This window comes from Streptomyces sp. NPDC049915, assembly GCF_040656475.1.
Classification (GTDB): Bacteria; Actinomycetota; Actinomycetes; order Streptomycetales; family Streptomycetaceae; genus Streptomyces.
Window position 1 is genome coordinate 79,422 of the sequence record NZ_JBFAMH010000006.1, and the last position, 17,769, is coordinate 97,190.

General features: G+C 71.9%; 14 protein-coding genes and 3 pseudogenes. 7 read left to right on the forward strand and 10 right to left on the reverse strand.

What is annotated here, in order from left to right; genetic code table 11:
- Positions 1-22: 22 nt before the first annotated feature.
- Entirely contained in the window at positions 23-544 is a 522-nt protein-coding gene (locus AB0J12_RS12455; protein ID WP_363264567.1) for a hypothetical protein, read from the forward strand.
- A 21-nt stretch (positions 545-565) separates the two neighbouring features.
- On the opposite strand, the gene AB0J12_RS12460 is transcribed toward AB0J12_RS12455, so the two are convergent.
- Positions 566-2,632, reverse strand: coding sequence for a SpoIIE family protein phosphatase (locus AB0J12_RS12460; protein ID WP_363264245.1), 2,067 nt, complete (start codon positions 2,630-2,632; stop codon positions 566-568).
- Between the two features lie 275 nt (positions 2,633-2,907).
- On the opposite strand from AB0J12_RS12460, the gene AB0J12_RS12465 reads away from it, so the two are divergent.
- Positions 2,908-3,357 carry a PAS domain S-box protein gene (locus AB0J12_RS12465; RefSeq protein WP_363264246.1) on the forward strand — a complete coding sequence of 150 codons (450 nt, stop codon included), beginning with the start codon at positions 2,908-2,910 and terminating at the stop codon, positions 3,355-3,357.
- On the opposite strand, the gene AB0J12_RS12470 is transcribed toward AB0J12_RS12465, so the two are convergent.
- Positions 3,321-4,064, reverse strand: a complete 744-nt coding sequence (locus tag AB0J12_RS12470; RefSeq protein WP_363264247.1) for a hypothetical protein — start codon at positions 4,062-4,064, stop codon at positions 3,321-3,323. The genes AB0J12_RS12465 and AB0J12_RS12470 overlap by 37 nt on opposite strands.
- Before the next feature lie 518 nt (positions 4,065-4,582).
- Between AB0J12_RS12470 and AB0J12_RS12475 the strand changes: the two genes are divergently transcribed.
- From AB0J12_RS12475 to AB0J12_RS12490, 4 genes and pseudogenes are all read left to right on the forward strand, one after another.
- Positions 4,583-5,023 carry a hypothetical protein gene (locus AB0J12_RS12475; RefSeq protein ID WP_363264248.1) on the forward strand — a complete coding sequence of 147 codons (441 nt, stop codon included), beginning with the start codon at positions 4,583-4,585 and terminating at the stop codon, positions 5,021-5,023.
- 30 nt (positions 5,024-5,053) lie between these two features.
- Positions 5,054-5,453: pseudogene (locus AB0J12_RS12480) on the forward strand (trehalase-like domain-containing protein); the annotation flags it as partial.
- Between the two features lie 619 nt (positions 5,454-6,072).
- Positions 6,073-8,142: a putative Ig domain-containing protein gene (locus AB0J12_RS12485; protein WP_363264249.1), complete on the forward strand. Its 2,070-nt coding sequence runs from the start codon at positions 6,073-6,075 to the stop codon at positions 8,140-8,142.
- Positions 8,143-8,462: 320 nt separating this feature from the next.
- A complete protein-coding gene (locus AB0J12_RS12490; RefSeq protein ID WP_363264568.1) occupies positions 8,463-8,885 on the forward strand; it encodes an ATP-binding protein in 423 nt (140 codons plus the stop codon).
- 114 nt (positions 8,886-8,999) lie between these two features.
- Here the strand turns inward: AB0J12_RS12490 and AB0J12_RS12495 are convergent, their stop codons facing one another.
- The 6 genes and pseudogenes from AB0J12_RS12495 to AB0J12_RS12520 form a co-directional block, all read right to left on the reverse strand.
- Positions 9,000-9,260 (reverse strand): GlsB/YeaQ/YmgE family stress response membrane protein, encoded by a 261-nt coding sequence (locus AB0J12_RS12495; protein WP_363264250.1) that lies wholly within the window; start codon positions 9,258-9,260, stop codon positions 9,000-9,002.
- Between the two features lie 113 nt (positions 9,261-9,373).
- A complete protein-coding gene (locus AB0J12_RS12500) occupies positions 9,374-9,733 on the reverse strand; it encodes an STAS domain-containing protein (RefSeq protein WP_363264251.1) in 360 nt (119 codons plus the stop codon).
- Between the two features lie 108 nt (positions 9,734-9,841).
- Complete coding sequence (locus AB0J12_RS12505) at positions 9,842-10,213, reverse strand: STAS domain-containing protein (protein WP_363264569.1); 372 nt, start codon at positions 10,211-10,213, stop codon at positions 9,842-9,844.
- A gap of 51 nt (positions 10,214-10,264) precedes the next feature.
- Positions 10,265-11,253: pseudogene (locus tag AB0J12_RS12510) on the reverse strand (cobalamin B12-binding domain-containing protein); the annotation flags it as partial.
- Positions 11,250-12,839, reverse strand: coding sequence for a PP2C family protein-serine/threonine phosphatase (locus AB0J12_RS12515; RefSeq protein ID WP_363264570.1), 1,590 nt, complete (start codon positions 12,837-12,839; stop codon positions 11,250-11,252). The gene AB0J12_RS12515 and the pseudogene AB0J12_RS12510, both read right to left, overlap by 4 nt.
- A 371-nt stretch (positions 12,840-13,210) precedes the next feature.
- Positions 13,211-13,771 carry a DNA starvation/stationary phase protection protein gene (locus AB0J12_RS12520; RefSeq protein WP_363264252.1) on the reverse strand — a complete coding sequence of 187 codons (561 nt, stop codon included), beginning with the start codon at positions 13,769-13,771 and terminating at the stop codon, positions 13,211-13,213.
- Between the two features lie 594 nt (positions 13,772-14,365).
- Here AB0J12_RS12520 and AB0J12_RS12525 point away from each other — a divergent pair.
- Positions 14,366-14,957: pseudogene (locus tag AB0J12_RS12525) on the forward strand (hypothetical protein); the annotation flags it as partial.
- A 407-nt stretch (positions 14,958-15,364) separates the two neighbouring features.
- Here the strand turns inward: AB0J12_RS12525 and dacB are convergent.
- Both dacB and AB0J12_RS12535 read right to left on the reverse strand, forming a co-directional pair.
- Positions 15,365-16,876: a D-alanyl-D-alanine carboxypeptidase/D-alanyl-D-alanine-endopeptidase gene (gene dacB / locus AB0J12_RS12530; RefSeq protein ID WP_363264253.1), complete on the reverse strand. Its 1,512-nt coding sequence runs from the start codon at positions 16,874-16,876 to the stop codon at positions 15,365-15,367.
- Positions 16,877-17,480: 604 nt separating this feature from the next.
- Complete coding sequence (locus AB0J12_RS12535) at positions 17,481-17,762, reverse strand: hypothetical protein (protein WP_363264254.1); 282 nt, start codon at positions 17,760-17,762, stop codon at positions 17,481-17,483.
- Positions 17,763-17,769: the final 7 nt, after the last annotated feature.

Genomic DNA, 17,769 nt, shown 5'->3' on the forward strand with positions numbered 1-17,769 from the left:
GTATGCTGCCGCCATGAGCGATGTGAGCGGCAGAGCCGCCCTGCTGAAGGGCGTTCGCGCCTGGCTGGTCCTCTTCGTCGTCTGCCTGGTGCTCAGCGGTGCCACGGCCTTCCCCCTGGTGCACGAACTGCACTGGACCGAGTCGGTGCTGCGGGCGCTGTCCGTGCCGGACCATCTGCCGGGTCTGATGCGGTGGATCGAGCGGGTGCGCGACGGCCTGGACGCCACCGACGCCCGCCACCCCTTCCTCCTCTACGGCACCGACTGGCTGGCCTTCGCCCACCTGGTCATCGCGGTGGCCTTCTACGGCCCCTACCGCGACCCCGTCCGCAACATCTGGGTCGTCGAGTTCGGGATGATCGCCTGCGCCGGCATCATCCCGCTGGCCCTGATCTGCGGCCCGCTGCGCGGAATCCCCTTCTGGTGGTCGCTGATCGACATGTCGTTCGGCGTCTTCGGAGTGATCCCGCTGTACGTCGTACGCCGCAAGATCAAGCAGTTGGCGGAGATGACCGCGAAGGCGCAGGCGACACCGGCCACTTGACGGCGCCCGGCGCCGGTCGGACTACAGCGCCCGTGCCACCAGGAGGGCGACGTCGTCGTGGTCGTCGGGCTGGCGCAGGCCGTAGAGGAGGAGGTCGCAGGTTTCCTCCAGGGGGCGTTGGGGTTCGTCGAGGAAGCCGAGGAGGGCGTTCAGACGGTCGTCGATCGCGTGCTGGCGCGTTTCGACCAGGCCGTCGGTGTAGAGCACCAGCAGGTCCCCGGGGCGCAGTTCGGCGGTCGTGGTCTCGAACACGACGCCGCCGATGCCGAGCGGGGCACCGGGGGGCACGTCGAGCAGCCGCGCAGGTTCGCCGGCACGGGCCAGCGCGGGAGGCATGTGGCCGGCGTTGGCTATGGAGCACTGCCTCGTATGCGGGTCGTACACGATGAAGACGCAGGTCACGATGTAATGCTCGAGATCGCAGGTGATCTTGTCCAGGTGCCGGAGCACCTCGCCCGGGGGCAGGTCCAGATCCGCGTACGCGCAGGTCGCGGTCCGCAACCGCCCCATGGTGGCGGCGGCGTCGATGCCGTTGCCCATGACGTCGCCGACGACCAGGGCGGTCTTGTCGCCGCTCAGCTTGATGACGTCGTACCAGTCGCCGCCCACCTCGCTGGTCGCCTGTGCCGGCTGGTACCGGGAGGCGAGCTCCAGACCCGTGTGGTGCGGCGGATGGTCGGGCAGCAGGCTGCGCTGGAGGGTCAGCGACGTGTTGCGCACGCTCTGGAACCAGCGCGCGTTGTCGATGGCGATCGCGGCCCGGCCGGCCAGCTCGCCGGCCAGGATGACGTCGTCCTCGTCGAAGGAGAGCGGGTTGCGGGTGCGCTTGAGATCGAGCGCGCCGAGCACCTCGCCGTGGGCGATCAGCGGAACGGCGAGATAGGAGTGGACCCCGGCACGCGACAGCAGCGCGGCGGCCTCGGCGTCGCGGGCGATCCGCGGCAGATCCTCCTCACCGACGTACCGGACGAGCACCGGCCGGCCCGTGTGCACGCACAGGGTGACCAGGCGGTCCCCCTCGTAGGCTGCGAGGTCGCCGGGGGCGTCCGCGGCACGCAGCGCCACGGAGGGGTGGTCCGCCTTGAGAGCGAGGGCACGGAACAGCTCCGGACCGTTGTCCGGCTCGCGCATCCGGCGGCAGGCCAGAGCGGAGTCCAGTACGTCGACGGCGACCACGTCGGCCAGCGCGCCGCTGGCGATCTCGGCCAGCTCGGTCGCGGTCTGCTCGACCTCCAGCGAGGTGCCGACGCGGGTGGAGGCGTCCGCGATCAGGGCCAGCCTGCGCCGGGCCCGGTCGGCCTCGGCCGCCACCCGGTGCCGTTCGGTGACGTCGACTACCGACATGGCCGCGCCGAGCACCCGCCCGCCCGGGTCCTCCAGCCGGTAGAAGGACACCGACCAGGCGCGCTCGTGCTCGGGGGACGAGCGGGCCCGGCCCACGTGGTACTGGTCGAGCAGCGGTGTGCCGGTGCTGAGCACCTGCCGCAGCGCGGACTCGATGCTGTCGACGTCGGGGAAGGGCAGCGTCTCGCGCAGATGACGGCCGATGTGGTCCTCGGCCGGAACGCCGTCGAGCCGCTGCAGCGCCGGGTTGACCAGGAGGTAGCGCAGTTCGGGGTCCAGCATGGCGAGACCGATCGGAGACTGGTTGATCAGCCGTTCGCACAGCGCCAGATCGGTCTCGACCCGCTGCAGCAGACTGTGGTCGGCGGCGAGACCCAGGGCGTAGACGTCCCCGAGGTCGTCGAGCAGCCGCATGTTGCGGAACTCCATCAGCCGCGTGCTGCCGTCCTTGTGCCGGATCGGGAACGCGCCGGCCCAGCTCCGGCCCGTCTCCAAAACCTCCGCGAACAGTTTGAGGACCCCTTGCAGATGCTCGGGATGGATGATCAGCCGGGCCGCCGGTCTGCCCAGCGCCTCGGCCGCGGAGTAGCCGAACAATTCCTCCGCCTGCGGCGTCCAGAACACGATGCGTCCCTCGACGTCGAGCACCAGCGCCGCCACGCTCAGCACATCCAGCAGGCTGGTCTGCCGGTGCGCCTCGGTGCCGTACTGATCGCCGTCGGGCGGGAAGGTCTCGGCTGTCATCCCTGCGCCTCCTGTACCGGTCGGCAGCACCCGCCGGCCTTCGCCGTCCTCGCCGTACGGCTGTGAACCCGGCCCCTCCATGCTCCCTCGCCTCCCCGGCTAGGGCGACACAGCCCCGTGAGGCTTCCGACTGGCCCCCCGAGCGGGCTGGCCCCACCGCCGGCCATGCGCATCCGGCGGACAAGCAGCACCATGGTCCTGTAAGCGGACAAGCGGGATCATGATCCTTCACGTGGACGAGAAGGCCCCCCTGATCGTGTCGAAGGACGCACGACATGGACCCTGCGCGAAACGGCTCCGATCCACCCGCGGCCGCGGGGGCGCGCGACCTGTTCGACGCGTCCAGCGACGCGGCCGCCGCGCTGTCCCGGCACGGCGTGGTGCTCGCCTGGACGCGCGCCGCCGAGCAGCTGCTCGGCTACCCGGTGTCCGAGGTCGTCGGCCGGCCCGCCACGCGGCTGGCCGCCCTGCCCGGCGACTCCGCACGCGTCGCCGCGATCGCCGAGCGCTGCCGGGCCGGCATGGGATGGAACGGCGTCATCCCGGTCAGGCCTGTTCCTGGCGGCCCAGCTCGCCCACCGCTGGGGAGCCCGCTACACACCCGAGGGGAAGATCATCTGGGCCGAGCAGGAGATCCCGTGAGACCGGACCGGCCAGCCTTCCGCGCTCGCCGTGCTCGCCGGCCGGGTCAGTCGGCGAGGTCGCCGTCCTGGCCCCGGTGGTAGTGGTGGACGAGCCACACCACGCCCGTCACGACGGACCCGGCGGCCACCGCGAACCCGGCGGCGGCCCATCTGCTGCCCGCGAACCGCACGTCGGCGAAGAGGACGGTGACCGTGACCCCGATGGGGAGCAGCAGCGACAGCACCGCGCGTCCCGCGGCGAGCAGCACGGCCGGGTCCAGCCGTGACCGCTCGGGTGCGGCACCGCCGGCCTGCCCGAAGTAGTAGGCCTCCGCACGCTCGGTCAGCCGCTGCGTCGCGGACCGGTACGACACCGCCATGTACGGCACCCACACCAGGGGCGCCACCATGCCCGCCACCAGCCCGAGGAAGGCCATCCGGGCCACCTGGGCGTAGCGGGAGCGCCGGCTCGTCGCCGTGGCAGGCGTGAGCAGGCCGAGCAGGCGGGCCATCCGCAGGGTGAGGCGCCACAGGTCGGCGCGACGGGTGCCCCGTGTGCCCTGGGAGGCCGGGCGGCCGTCGCCGCGGAGCGCGCGCCGCGTGGTCGCCAGCGCCTCGGCGGCCCTTCCGGTGTCGGCGTACCCGCCCTGCAGGACGAGAAGGTCGGCCGCCCGGTCCTCGGAAACGGCGTCCCGGCCGCTCAATGCGGCCAGCTCCAGTACGGTGCGGGCCTGGCCGAGCAGCGCGGTGCAGAACGCGAACGGCACCAGCAACAGGACGGGCCCGCCGACGAAGGCTCCCTCCGCCACGACGGTGCGCTCGCCGCGCGGCCACCCGGCGGCGCAGCTCGGCGATCGGCGCGTCGGGCCGCCGCTCGCGCAGGCGTGCCGTATGGCGGCCGGCGGCGTGCCCCAGGTGCCGTACCGCGAACAGCGCGAGGTGTTCCGGAAGGTGGCCCGGGTCGGCCGTCACCTGACGCAGCAGCGATCGCGGCAGCGACCGCCCGGCGGACCGGGGCGCCGGCTGCGGCACCGTCATCTCCGGGATCGCGTGCCGAGGACCGGCAGTGCGGTCGGCACGGCGACCGTCGTGGTGGGGATCAGCGTTCCCGGGTGCGCCATGCGCCGCATTCAAGCGGCCCGGCATCCGGCCGGCGGTCGCCGACGGACGGGCGCCGGCTCGCGTCACCCGCCCGGCCCACCCCACATGGCCGTACGGCTGCGGCGGCCGGACGCTCGTAGCGCTGACAGAACTTCCGTTCGGCGACGTCACGGCGGTTTCCCGGCGGCGACGCCACGGGAGCCACCGGGCAGGAGAAGGGAACCCCATGAGCCAGGCCGCACAGCCGAACCGTTCCGACGGCCCCTGGCCGCCGCAGCCGGCCGGCACGAGCGGCGGCTGGGCCGCGGGCGGAGTCGTCTTCGCCGCCGTCATGCTGGTGTGCAGCGGCGTCCTCGCCATCCTCCAGGGCATCGCGGCGGTCTCGAAGGACGACGTGTACGCCCGCGTGGGCACCTACGTCTACGAGATCAACCTGACCGGCTGGGGCATCATCCACATCGTCATCGGAGCCCTCGCCGCCCTCACGGGAGCAGGCCTGCTGAGAGGCATGGCCTGGGCGCGCTTCGCGGGCATCTTCCTGGCCTCGCTCAGCCTGATCGCGCAGTTCCTGTTTCTGCCCTACCAGCCCGTCTGGTCCCTGGTCGTGATGGCGATCGACGTCTTCATCGTCTGGGCGCTGGCCAGCCACCGGGAAGCGACGAGCTGACACCCGGGCACCGCGCGACGCTACCCGCCCATCGCCGACCACGGCCTCGTCGGAGACCTCCAGACCGTCGCGCTGGTCTCCTCCGAGGGCGTGGTCGACCGGCTGTGCGCTCCCCGTTTCGACTCGCCCGGCATCTTCGGGGCCCTCCTCGACCAGGACCGCGGCGGCCACTTCGCGATCACCGTGGAGGGCCCGGACGTCACCACCCGCCAGTTGTACTTCCCGGACACCGCGATCCTCGTCACCCGGTTTCCTCACCCCGGAAGGGGTCGGCGAGGCTGTCGACCACATGCCCCTGGACCGCCCGCAGATCCCGAGCTCCCGGCACCGGTTCATCCGGGCGATGCGGGTGCCGCGCGGACGGATCCGGTTCCGTCTGACCTGCCGCCCTCGCCTCGACCACGGCCGCGGGCGGCACCGCCTGCAACTCCAGGAGGGCGCCGCCCGTTTCGCGGGCCCCGGCACCGACGCCCTCCTCCAGCCGGTGAACCCCCGCAGATCATGTACCGGGTGGACGGCGACCCCCACCTCGCCGAGGAGACCCTCGCGCACTGGGACGCCTACCGCGGCTCGGCGCCCGTCCGCGTCGGCAAAGGCGCCGCCGGCCGGCTGCAGCACCTACGCCAACCACGTCGGCCTCTTCGCCGAGGGGATCGGCCCCCTCGGTGAACAACTGGGCAGCTTCCGGCAGGCGTTCACCCACCTCGCCCTGATCACCGCGGCGACGGCACTGGACGAGGCGCTCGACCGGGCCGGGAGCTGAGTGCGAACGACTGGTTCACGTGTGGCTGTGAGGTGAATCAAGCCCGTCCCAGTGCCCTCCAATGACGGTGCCAATCGCATCCTATGGAGGAGCAAAGAATTCCCTGCGGTACTGCCGGTCCGCGCGCGGCGGACTTATGTTCCTCCCGCACCCTGTCATGCCATGTTCAACCAGCATGCGGGGCGCTGAGTGTCATGCTCATGACTGCGTTGTTCTGCCGCCGCTGCGCGCGTCACGGGCCTGCCCACCCAGTGCGAACCCCACCTCACATCGGAGGCAGTACCCCATGCGTGAGTCACGCCCGAGCGGGCGCCTGCACAGTCTGCGAAGACTCGTCGCCGTCGCCTTCCCCGCGCTCGCCCTCACCGTCACCGGACTCGTCGCGGCGCCGACGGCAGGGGCGGCCCAAGTCGCCGCTCCCACCCCGCACACCACCAAGGTCACGCAGAACCACAAGGCGCTGACCGCACCCGAGCGGCAGACCTACCACTCCACCGGCAACGCCGGCCAGAAGGTGCCCACCACACACCTGTGCGCCACCGCCGAGCCCGGCCACGCGTCGTGCTTCGCCCAGCGCCGCACCGACATCAAGCAGCGGCTCGCCTCGGCCCTCGCCGCCGCCACCCCTTCGGGCCTGTCGCCGGCGAACCTGCACAGCGCCTACAACCTGCCCACCACGGGCGGTTCCGGCATGACGGTCGCCATCGTCGACGCCTACAACGACCCCAACGCCGAGTCGGACCTCGCGACTTACCGCTCCACCTACGGCCTGTCCTCCTGCACCAAGGCCAACGGCTGCTTCAAGCAGGTCAGCCAGACCGGCTCCACCACGTCACTGCCGGCCAACGACACCGGCTGGGCCGGTGAAGAGGCCCTCGACCTCGACATGGTCAGCGCGGTCTGCCCGAACTGCAGCATCATCCTGGTCGAGGCCAACTCCGCGAACGACACCGACCTCGGCATAGCCGAGAACGAGGCCGTCACGCTCGGCGCCAAGGTCGTCTCCAACAGCTGGGGCGGTTCCGAGGCCTCCTCGCAGACCACCGAGGACACCCAGTACTTCAAGCACCCCGGCGTCGCCATCACCGTCTCCTCCGGTGACTCCGCCTACGGCGCCGAGTACCCGGCAACGTCCCAGTACGTGACCGCCGTCGGCGGCACCGCGCTGACCACCGCCGCCAACTCCCGTGGCTGGAGCGAGTCGGTGTGGCACACCAACTCCACCGAGGGCACCGGCTCCGGCTGCTCGGCCTACGACCCCAAGCCGAGCTGGCAGACCGACACCGGCTGCGCCAAGCGCATGGAGGCCGACGTCTCCGCCGTCGCCGACCCGGCCACCGGCGTCGCGGTCTACGACACCTACGGCGGCTCCGGCTGGGCGGTCTACGGCGGGACCAGCGCCTCCGCCCCGATCGTCGCCGGCGTCTACGCCCTCGCGGGCACCCCGGGCACGACCGACTACCCGGCGAAGTACCCCTACCAGCACACCGGCAACCTGTACGACGTGACCAGCGGCTCCAACGGCTCCTGCACCACCTCGTACTTCTGCACCGCGGGCACCGGCTACGACGGCCCGACCGGCTGGGGCACCCCGAACGGCACCGCCGCGTTCACCGCCGGCACCTCCACCGGCAACACGGTGACCGTCACCAACCCCGGCAGCCAGTCCACCACCACCGGCGGCTCGGTCAGCCTGCAGATCCACGCCACCGACAGCGCTGGCGCTGCCCTCACCTACAGCGCGTCCGGACTGCCGACGGGCCTGTCCGTCAACAGCTCCACCGGCCTGATCTCCGGTACGGCGTCCACCGCCGGCACCTACCAGGTCACCGTCACCGCCAAGGACTCCACCGGCGCCTCCGGCTCGACCTCGTTCACCTGGACCGTCGGCTCCTCGGGCGGCACCTGCTCCGCCTCGCAACTGCTGGCCAACCCGGGCTTCGAGTCCGGCAGCACCGGCTGGACCTCGACCACCGGCGTCATCACCAACGACACCGGTGAGGCCGCCCACGGCGGTTCCTACAAGGCCTGGCTCGACGGCTACGGCTCCTCGCACACCGACACCGTGTCCCAGTCGGTGACGATCCCGGCCGGCTGCAAGGCCACGCTCACCTTCTACCTGCACATCGACACCGCCGAGTCCGGCAGCACCGCGTACGACAAGCTGACGGTCACCGCCGGTTCGACCACCCTGGCGACGTACTCGAACGTCAACGCCGCCTCGGGCTACGCGCAGAAGACCTTCGACCTGTCCTCGCTGGCGGGCCAGACGGTCACCCTGAAGTTCAACGGCGTGGAGGACTCCTCCCTGCAGACCAGCTTCGTCGTGGACGACACCGCCCTGACGACCGGCTGACGCCCGGCCACACAGCGCCCGTCCCGCACGCGGAAGCCGTCCGCGTGCGGGACGAGCGCGTTTCCGGACGGGTCTGCGGGCCTCCGTCAGGTGTCCGGCAGGGTGAGGCCGGCCCTCGGGGCCGTCGCGCACCAGTGGGCGCGCGCAGGCGTACCGTTGCATCCGGTTTCCGGCGCCGCCGGCAGGGCGGACGAGCCCCGGTGCGGCCGCCGGGCATGTCCGGCCCTTCGGCGGGAAGACGTGGGCTCATGAACGGGGGAACACGAATGGACTCGGTGGATTCTGCGCCTGGCGGTGAAGGTGTGGCCGGCCGCGAGCCGATGCAGGAGATCGTCGCGCTCGACGGCGCCGGCGCGAGTATCGCCGAGGCACGCCGTCATGCGGCCGGCTTCCTGGCCCGCGTGCAGCGGGAGTACGGGCTGCCGGTGTCCGCCCGCGCGATGGACGTGACCCGGCTGGTGGTGAGCGAGTTGGTCACCAACGCCCGCAAGTACGCTCCGGGACCGGTGCTGATGGAACTGCGTGTCGTCGGCGGCCTCGTGGAGGTGGTCGTATGGGACAGCGATCCGTCGCTGCCGGTGGCCCGGGCCGCCGATCCGGGACGTGTCGGACAGCACGGACTGGAGATCGTGATGGCGGTCGTGCAGGGGTTCGAGGTGCAGCGGGAACCGCTCGGCAAGCGGGTCACCGCCCGCATCGCGCTCGCCGACCCGCCGGAGGAGGGCCTCACCGGCCTTCGCTAGCATGACGGCCTCGCGACGCCCTGCGCGCGGAAACCGGCACCTCTGTTTCAGCAGGCTGTGGTGGCCCCGCGCCGGCCCCGGCGGCCTTGGGCCGACGGGGCCGGTCGCCCGGGTTCATGCATGCCGTCGGGCCCACAGCGGGGTGACGAAGGCGATCAGGACCGCGGCGACGCCGATCTGCAGGACGTGGCGGATCCAGTCGATACCGCCCGTGTCCCGCACACCCATGGCGCTTGCGAGCGCGTTGCCGGCGACTCCGCCGAGGATACCGAGGATGACCGTCAGCCACAGCGGGATCGGCTGGCGGCCGGGAATGACGAGCTTGGCCAGCAGACCGATGATGAGGCCGGCGACGATGGCCCAGAGGAACGACACTTTCTTTCTCCCTCCCTGTTCACCGGTGAGGTTCACCCGTGAGTCGTGGATCGTTGGTGCATCTCCCGAATGCCCCCAGCGGCCGTCCGTACGCCTGCGCGATCCGTTCCGCCTCAGACGCCGTCCGCGCGCATGGCCCGGGTGCGCGAGTCGGTGACCGTGAAGTGGTCCCGGGTGCCGGTGAGGGTGAACAGCCGCTCGACGGACGGGTGGAAGGGGCCGAGCAGGATCAGTTCACGGCCGTCGGCCCGGTGCTGCTGCCAGGCCTCGAGGAGGGCGTTGAGCAGCCCGCTGTCGGCGAACGTGACCCGGGACAGATCCACCACGGTCACCCGGCGTGCCGACTCCTCGGCCTCGGCCCAGGCGGCCTGCAGGAGGTCGTCCTCGTCGTAGTCGACCTCGCCGCGCACGCTGATCTCGAAGACTCGGTCATGGCAGGTCACCTTCACGGTCGCCCTGTTGTCCCACTGCATCCGTCGTCCTCGTGCCCCTGGTCCGCTCGCGCGACGGCGCTGATGCCGTCTGCTCCTGTGATCCTCTTCTACCCCGTCCCGGCGATGAGTTGCCTGGGGGGAGACACGTCAGGTGGCATGGGCTCCCCCGGCGTCGTCGTCCTGGAGCGGCAGGCCGGTGAGATGGCCGAGCGTGCCGGTCTGGCGCAGCATGCGCTCGAGCAGGGCGGGACGTTCGTCGAGGCGGAGGATGCAGCCGGCGGCGCTGACGCGCCGATGCGCCATCAGCAGCGCCGACAGGCCGGCGGAGTCGATCCAGGACAACCGGGCGCAGTTCAGGCGCACCACGCGCACGTCCGGACGCCGGGTCAGGTTCTCGGACACGGTGTCGACCAGTCGGTCCACCGTGTCGAGACAGAGCTCGCCCTCGACGTCGACGGTGAGCTCATGAGCTCGGTCGGCGACGGTGAGGCGCAGGGCGGTGGGCGGAAGCTGGGTCATATGTCGCTGAGGGGGCAGGGGGCAGGGGGCAGGGGGCAGGGCGCGGTCGGCCAGGGCGGCCGTCCCGTCGCGGAGCAGGCGCAGGGCACGGGGGAAGTCACGCAGCCGGCCGCCGAGTACGTCGAGTGCGACGGCCACGGAGTGCGGGGGCACCCGCCGGGCCTGAAGGACGTCGGCGGTCCAGGTGAGGAACGTGGTGAAGAGGTCCGCGTCGTCGACGTAGAGGGCGGTGGCCAGGAAGCCGACGATGTGCGCCAGGTCCTCCGCGGTGCGCTCGCGCTGTGCGTCGCTGTAGCGGCGCAGGGCCGGCCGGCGGTCCTCCAGGTCCGTCAGCGCCTGCTTGACCAGATGACTGCGGGACCGGACGACGTACGTGTACTCCTGGTCGGCCAGGTGCGGCAGGTCGTCCACGGCCTGGCGGGTCCTCGCCGTGTCCGGCGGCGGCAGGCCCTCGTCCAGTACGGCGGCCGCGGCGCGGGCGTCCGCGGCCCAGCGGTCGGCGCCCAGCGCGCGGGCGTAGCGGCCGTCCGGTCCGAAGGCGCGGCCGCCCGCCATGACCGGGACGCCGACGGCCTGGCAGGCGGTGACGGCGGCGTGTGCGGTGGGCAGGTGCGTGGGCAGCGAACCGGACAGCAGCATCGCCTGCGAACCGGTGTGGTGCAGATGTGAGACCAGGTGCGCGGTGGGTGTCTGCGCGCCGAGGTAGTCCACGTGCCAGCCCCGCCACCGCAGTACCTCGGCGACCAGCCGGGCCGGCAGGGCGTGCCACTCGCCGTCCACGCAGCTGACCGTGATCCGGCCCTTGGGGGTGCCCGCGCGGAGGCTCCCGCCGGGGCGGCCGTGCACCAGGGCGGTGATGACCCGTTCGTTGATGGCGGTCGCCGCGTGTTCCTGCGCCACGGTCAGGCGGTCTGCGGCCCACTCGACGCCCACCGGGCCCGGTGGGCGAGGTGGACGGCCGCGTATTCGTCGCCCTGCGCCACGGCCTGCCACAACGCCTCCACCAGGATGTCCGTCGCGGTCACCGGGGGAGCGCTCACCCGGTCCTCCGCACAGCCGCCGAGCCCGCGCGGCCCTGACCGCCCACCACCGTCAGCTCCGCCGTACGCGGCGCGCTGATGGCGACGGTGGCGATGTCGTCATGGCTGCCCGGTCCCAGCCACTGCGCGGTCAGCAACTGGATCCGCTCGACGACGGCCTCCGCCGGCATGCCCGCGCACTCGGCGAGGGCCCGCTTGAGCCGGCTTTCGCCGAACAGTTCGTCCCCCAGCGGGCCACCGCGGGCCTCGCTGACCCCGTCGGTGTACAGCACACAGGTCTCTCCGGGTCGCAGCGTCACTTCGGCGCTGACGGCGGTGACGGTCGGCAGGGCCCCGATGAGCGAGCCGTGCGTGTCGGCCTCTTCGACGGTGCCGTCCCCGCGGACGATCAGCGGGGCGAGGTGGCCCGCACTCGTCAGCCGCAGATCCACCTTGCCACCCCGACGGCGGACCGACGCCAGCACCAGGGTGGCGAACCGGGTGTGATGGGAGGACAACAACGCCCCGTTGAGCAGCGTCAGCATGCGCGCGTGGTCGGCGGCCAGCGGGAGCAGCGCGTGCAGCGTGTTGCGGATCTTGCCGGTCAGCACCGCGGCTTCCAGGCCCTTGCCGGCCACGTCCCCGAGGACCACCAGCGTCTCCTCGGCGGGATCGGCGCCGGGGTGCACGTCGTAGAAGTCGCCGCTGATCCGCTCGTTGTCGCGCGCCGGGCGGTAGGCGCCGGCGTAATCCACGCCGTGCACGCTCCGCAGGGTCGGCGGCAGCAGCTCCCGCATCAAGGTGGTGGTGATCGCGGTCTGTTCGGTGTACAGACGCGCGGCGGACAGGGCGGCTCCGGCGCGGGCGGCGAGGAGGCGCGCGAACAGCTCCTCGTCCGCGCTGAAGGCGCGTTCGTGGCCGGACCGCAGCAGGATCAGGGCACCGGCGGGCACGCCGTGTCCCGGCAGCGGGGTGACGATGACGGAACCGATCGGTTCGGTGAAGTCCGGCGGATGCACCCACTCGGGCAGGACGGCCGGGTCGATCCAGCGCGCCGGGACGGGAGGGAACCCCTGCAGCGCCTCGGCAAGACCGGGCACGCGGTCCACGTCGACCTGCGCGGTCACCCGGGTCACCGGGCCGCCGCGGTGCGCGTACGTCAACGAGTGGCGGTGACCCTGCGGCGGAGCGACGAGCAGGGCCGCCTCGGCGAGATGGTCGGTGGCCATCCGGGCCGTCATCTCCATGCAGCGCGTCAGGTTCAGCGTCGACAGCAACTGGCCGGCCACGTCGGACAGCAGCGCGGACCTGCGCCGGGCGCCGGCCAGCGCGGTTTCGGCGATCCGCCGGTCGGTGTCGTCGACGAGCCACCACACCACATGGCGGTCGTCCGGCAGGGTCGGATGGGCCTCGAAGTGGCGGTCCCTGATGGTCCCGTGGACCGGCAGCGCGCCCTCGCGGGCCTCACCGGCAAGTCGGACGTGCGCGTCGGCCAGCCAGAACGGCGCGATGTTGCGCAACCGATCACCGGCAGCGGCCCGCGGCCACAACAGCCGTGCGGCGTCGTTGAGTTCCACCACACAGCCGTTGCGGTCCGCGACGATCACCGGGAAGGGGGACAGGTCCCAGGCGGCGGCGCCATGGACCACGGCGCCGGCAGGAAGGGCGGGGGTGCCGCTGGCATCGAACACACGCGGGGGCACGCCATCGGCGCACCCCACCACCTCTCTACGACAGGAAACAGATGTCCTCCGACAACAGTCCCGCATGAAGCCTTACCGCGCAAGCAGCTTGGGAGCCCGGGGGGCGCCCCCCATTACCGGCCCCCCGCGCCGACAGCCCTGTGCGGACGGCCCCGTGCCGACGCCTCTGTGAGGCAGCCCGGTTCACGCGGCCCCGAGCCGCCCCAGGCCGACAGCGGCGGCTGAAGCCGGCCCCCGAGTCGCACGGCCGGTGAGGTGCGTGATGTGACGGACAGTCAGAGATCGCCGCCGCGGGCCGCGCCCTGCTCCTCCGTCCTCGCCCCGTCGGTCGCGAGCGAGCCGCCCGCGCTCTCCAGGTGGGCGCGCACGAACCACTGGAACTGCTCGAGGTCCCGCAGCTGCTCGATGAGCAGGTCCTCCGTGGCGGGGTCGATCCCGCCCGCCTCCTTGATCGCGGCGCGCACGCCCTCGATCACGCCCGTGTAGACGACGTCGAGTGCGCCGAGGTGGGCGAGGGCGTCGGCACGGCCGATCGAGTAGTCGTCCCACTTCCGCTCCGCGACGAGTGCGCCGGGCGTGCCCTGGGCGACGCCGCCGAGCGCCGCGATGCGCTCGGCCACGTCGTCGGCCATCTCGCGCACCCGGTCGACCTGCGGGTCGACCATCTCGTGCACGGCGATGAAGTGCGGACCGACGACGTTCCAGTGGATGTGCTTGAGGGTGAGGTGCAGGTCGTTGAGGGCGTGCAGGCGCAGGCGGAGGAGGCCGATGAGCCGGCCGGCGGCCTCGCGCTCGATGCCGGGAACCGTGTAGCGGGGGGTCAGATCCTGGGCCACGTCAAGCTCCTTCGTCGTGCGATGTCGTGCGCAGGGACCGGTCCGGCCACGGCCGGACCGATCCAAGATCGTGTTGCATTCCTCTGCCCCGTTCTTCGCGATCCATGGCCGCGTCGGATGCGGGACGGCGACGGGTTTCCGGCCGGTGAGCACAGCCCGGGGGAGCGGGGGGCATACTGCGAACGGCCGAAGGGAAGACCACTCGCACGAGCGACGAATGCGATGCGTATGCGGAGGCACACGGAAAGTGCGCGCGTGCGGCCGTCTGCTTCCTCCTCCGAGCAGCCGGCGTTCCGTCCGCGCCGCGGTCCGGCGCCGACCGATCCTGCCCACGACCGGGTCGGCGTCGGATCACCAGCCCCACCGCCGTCGGCACACACCACCGCCGTCGCCAGACATCTCCGGCCCGGCGCACCCCGCTCCCCTCCGCCGTGACCAGGGAGTCCGGTTGGACGGGTGGGGCCGGGACACTCGGCAGCGGCCGGTCGCACGACCGGTCTCCCGTACGTGTGGAGGCGCTCGTGGCCGTTCGCCACCGTCTGATCAATGCCCGCCCCAGCGACGTGTGGGAAGTGCCGGCCGACGGCGGAGCGTGAGGAGGAGTTTCGCGGCGAGGGCGGCCGCCTGCTGCTGGTCGGCAACGCGTTGCACGCCGACCTCGCCCCCGAGTCGGCCGGCAGTGCGGGATTCGGCCGGCTGATGGCGATGCTGGGCCAGACCCACGGCTTTCCCGTCCCGGTCGGCGGCTCCGGGCGCGCTCCGACATCCGCGCGGACGCCGGCGGCGAGGGCATCACCGGGCAGTGGAACGCCAAGGAGCAGAAGCTCATGGCCGACCGCATGGAACGCCAGGCGGAACGCTTCGCGCCGGGCTTCCGCTCGCTGATCCGCGCCCGGCGCGTCCTGGCGCCCCGACACTGCAGTTCCTGGACGGCAACCTGGTCGGCGGCGCCATCAACGGCGGCACCCCCGCCCTGCACCAGCAGCCCTTCTTCCGGCCCCTGCCCGGCACCGGACGCCCCGAGACCCCCGTCCCCGGCCTGTACCTGGCCTCCTCCGGAGCCCACCCCGGCGGTGGTGTGCACGGCGCCCCCGGTGCCAACGCCGCGCGCGCCGCGCTGCGCCGCCACCTCGCGCCCGGAAGCGCCGGCCTGCAGCGGCTCCTCGCCCGCCGCGACCGCACCGGCGCCCCCCTGGTGTGCACCCCGACCGGAATGCCCATCCTGTGGGCGCTGACGAACCCGAAGATGGGCGAGCGGGAAGTCCTGTCCGCGATGCTCGACTGCGAACCGCATCTGGCCGCGGACCGGCCGGGCCTGCTGGTGATCGCGGAAAAGGGCTTCGCCTCCAAGGGGTCGAGGCCGATCTGGCCTTCCGGGGCGCGGAGTTGCTGCGTCCTTCGTTCAAGCGCGAGAAGGAGAAGGCCGGCTCGACCTGGAACAGCGCGGCGGCCGGGCCTTCGAAGGTGTCGCTGTCCGCGTCGCCCAGCGCATCCTCGCGATGGCTGCCGCGATCTGGCACAACCACAAGACCGGCCAGCCCGTCATACGATCCTTGATCGCTTACGACCACTGATCACATCGGAATGGCTCGTCTAGGGGCTGGAGGCGGGGGCGCTTGTCGTGGCTGCGGCGTCCTGCTGAAGCAGGGCGGAGATCTGGGCGATGTCGCTCGCGATGGAGAGGAGATCGTCGGTGGTTGCGACTTTGGCGTTGTTGAAGACCACGTCGAAGAGCCAGTAGTGCCCGCCGCCCGCATCGAGGTAGCCGGCCATGGCCCGCCCGGTGATCAGTGTCTGTCCGGTGAGACTGTCACCGGCCGCCTGGGTGCCGGACTTGGCGAAGACCTTTCCCTTGGCCGGACTGTCCGTGCCGAACAGGGAAAGATCGCCGCTGGTGCCCAGGACCGGCAGAGCCTCACGGAACTGCCTTGCCTGGGGCCGACTCGACATGTACCTCAGCAACGGGATGAAGGCCTGTGGGGTGAACGCGTCGCCGGGTAGCCCGCCCTGTCCGTCGGCCTGGGAGGCCTGGGCCAGGTCCACGCCGGCCTTGGTGTCGAACGCCTTGATGGCGGCGAATCCGTCCTGGCAGTTTTGGCTGCCCCGGTGGACGGCGAGCAGGCAGACCAGGAGATCGGCGCCCAGGTTGTGACTGACCTTGAGGATGAGTCTGGCCTCTTGCGAGAAGGGCAGGGAGACCAGCTTCGCCACCGGGCTGCCGTGCGCGGGCTGGTCCGGGGGCGCCGGATTGGGACCCGTCGGGGTGGCGTCGACGCTCACACCTGCCCGATGCAGGGCCTCGATCAGCGCGGTCCGGGCGAAGGCCGCAGGGTCCGCGATAGGGGCGATGGCCAGGTACGGGGCGGCGTCGGCGGCCAGGGTCCCGGTCACCCTGATCACGCCGTGGGGCCCCGGTGTGGCAGTGATGGCGCTGGGCTGCCCCTTGGCCACGGTTTTGACGTGGTAGGAGATGGAGTTCCGTGCGGTCCGGGGGCGCCAGGTGAACGAGGCCTGCTGTCCGGACTTGGTGGGCGTGCTCAGAATGTCGATGATGTTGTCGTTGATGATGATCGGCGAAGGGTTCGTGGTGAACGCCGGCTCCGGCGCGAACAGCCGGTTGTCGATGACCACGTTGCCGTTGACGTGCGTGATCCCGCGGGCTCGGATCTGCTTGGCCAGGCTGTCCAGGCCGGCGAGCGGGTTCTCCGGGGTGAGAGCGGCATGGCCGGGGACCGCCGCGGCGTAAGTGTGGTCGACAGGCCTGAAGTCGAGCGTGCCGTCCGGCTTCGTGCGCCCGCCCATGGTCAGGTCGCCCGCCGCCACGAGCACCAGGTTTCCCTCCAGCGTGTCACCCCTGACCTCGCCCTGCGCATACACCGGGGTGGTGGTGCGCTGCTCGCTGCCGAAGGTGTCCCAGGCCGTCGAGACGGTGAACAGCTTGGTCGTCGATCCGGGGATGAACAGGCGATCGGCGTTGAGCGAGGTGACGGTGCGCTTGGTCGCCGGGTCGACGACCACAAGGCCGAACTGGCCATGCCGGTAGACGGGCTTGTTCATGATCTTCTGGATGCGCGGGTCGATCGGATCCCCACCCGTGTGCGCCACGTCCTTGGGGGATTCGGCGCACGCACCGGCAACCAGCGCCAACAGGCACAGCCCCGCCGCGAGGCGCAGCCGGGCGCCGCCGCCACGCCCGCAAAGTCGGCCCCAAGCCTTGGCGGACGACGCCGGCGCACCGATACGCGTATCAGCGCCATGCCCGATCCGCGCCTGCCCTGCGTTCCCCAACATGCGCTCTCCACCGTCCCTGCCGATCGACGGGAGCCAACGCCCATCCTCTGACGCCAGCCTCACCGGGACCGCGGCGGCCCGCTCAACGGACGGGGCAAAAGGATGAGTGGCTTTGTCCCCGAGACGTGGTTCTGACTCAACTTCTGCGGCATCGCAGCCGGAGCCAAGAGCTTGATCGTCGACACGCCTTCACCTCCGACCGCGAGTACGCCGCCTACGGGTTGGATCCTGGCAAGTCGCCGAACTGGGGGCCTGGATCCGGCACTGGCTGAACGACCCTGGCCGGCACGGCCGGCGAAGTGCGGGTCCAGTTGGTGTGGTGACCGCGTAGGGCGCCGGGTTGGCGGTCGTGGGCATCCGCTGGGGCGGACTCCCCCTCCACAACCACAGCCTGGCCCTTCGGCGACCGTCTCCGCGATCAGGTGAGTCGCGGCACGACCTCGGCTGCGATCCACTCCATTGCCTGCACGACGTGCTCGGCAGCTACGGGCAGCCATAGGGTGCAGGCAGTGAGGCCCGCCTCGGTGAGCTGCTCAAGATCGTCGGCGACGCTCGCCGCGGTGGGCGCCGTGCCGCCGAGCGGCCGTCCCGGTGGCGATACGGCCGCGGGAACGCCGGGCGGCGTGAGGAATGCGGCCGAAGCGAGCGTGAGGCGGTCGGCGTCCGCCGTGCCGGCGGCAAGTTCGCGCCGGCGGCGCACGTCGGTA

What these genes read in the sequence shown, in the direction of transcription:
- AB0J12_RS12460 (WP_363264245.1), bottom strand. Translation starts at nt 2,632, where the DNA reads ATGACAGCCGAGACCTTCCCGCCCGACGGCGATCAGTACGGCACCGAG.
- AB0J12_RS12465 (WP_363264246.1), top strand. Translation starts at nt 2,908, where the DNA reads ATGGACCCTGCGCGAAACGGCTCCGATCCACCCGCGGCCGCGGGGGCG.
- AB0J12_RS12475 (WP_363264248.1), top strand. Translation starts at nt 4,583, where the DNA reads ATGAGCCAGGCCGCACAGCCGAACCGTTCCGACGGCCCCTGGCCGCCG.
- AB0J12_RS12485 (WP_363264249.1), top strand. Translation starts at nt 6,073, where the DNA reads ATGCGTGAGTCACGCCCGAGCGGGCGCCTGCACAGTCTGCGAAGACTC.
- AB0J12_RS12490 (WP_363264568.1), top strand. Translation starts at nt 8,463, where the DNA reads ATGCAGGAGATCGTCGCGCTCGACGGCGCCGGCGCGAGTATCGCCGAG.
- AB0J12_RS12500 (WP_363264251.1), bottom strand. Translation starts at nt 9,733, where the DNA reads ATGCAGTGGGACAACAGGGCGACCGTGAAGGTGACCTGCCATGACCGA.
- AB0J12_RS12505 (WP_363264569.1), bottom strand. Translation starts at nt 10,213, where the DNA reads ATGACCCAGCTTCCGCCCACCGCCCTGCGCCTCACCGTCGCCGACCGA.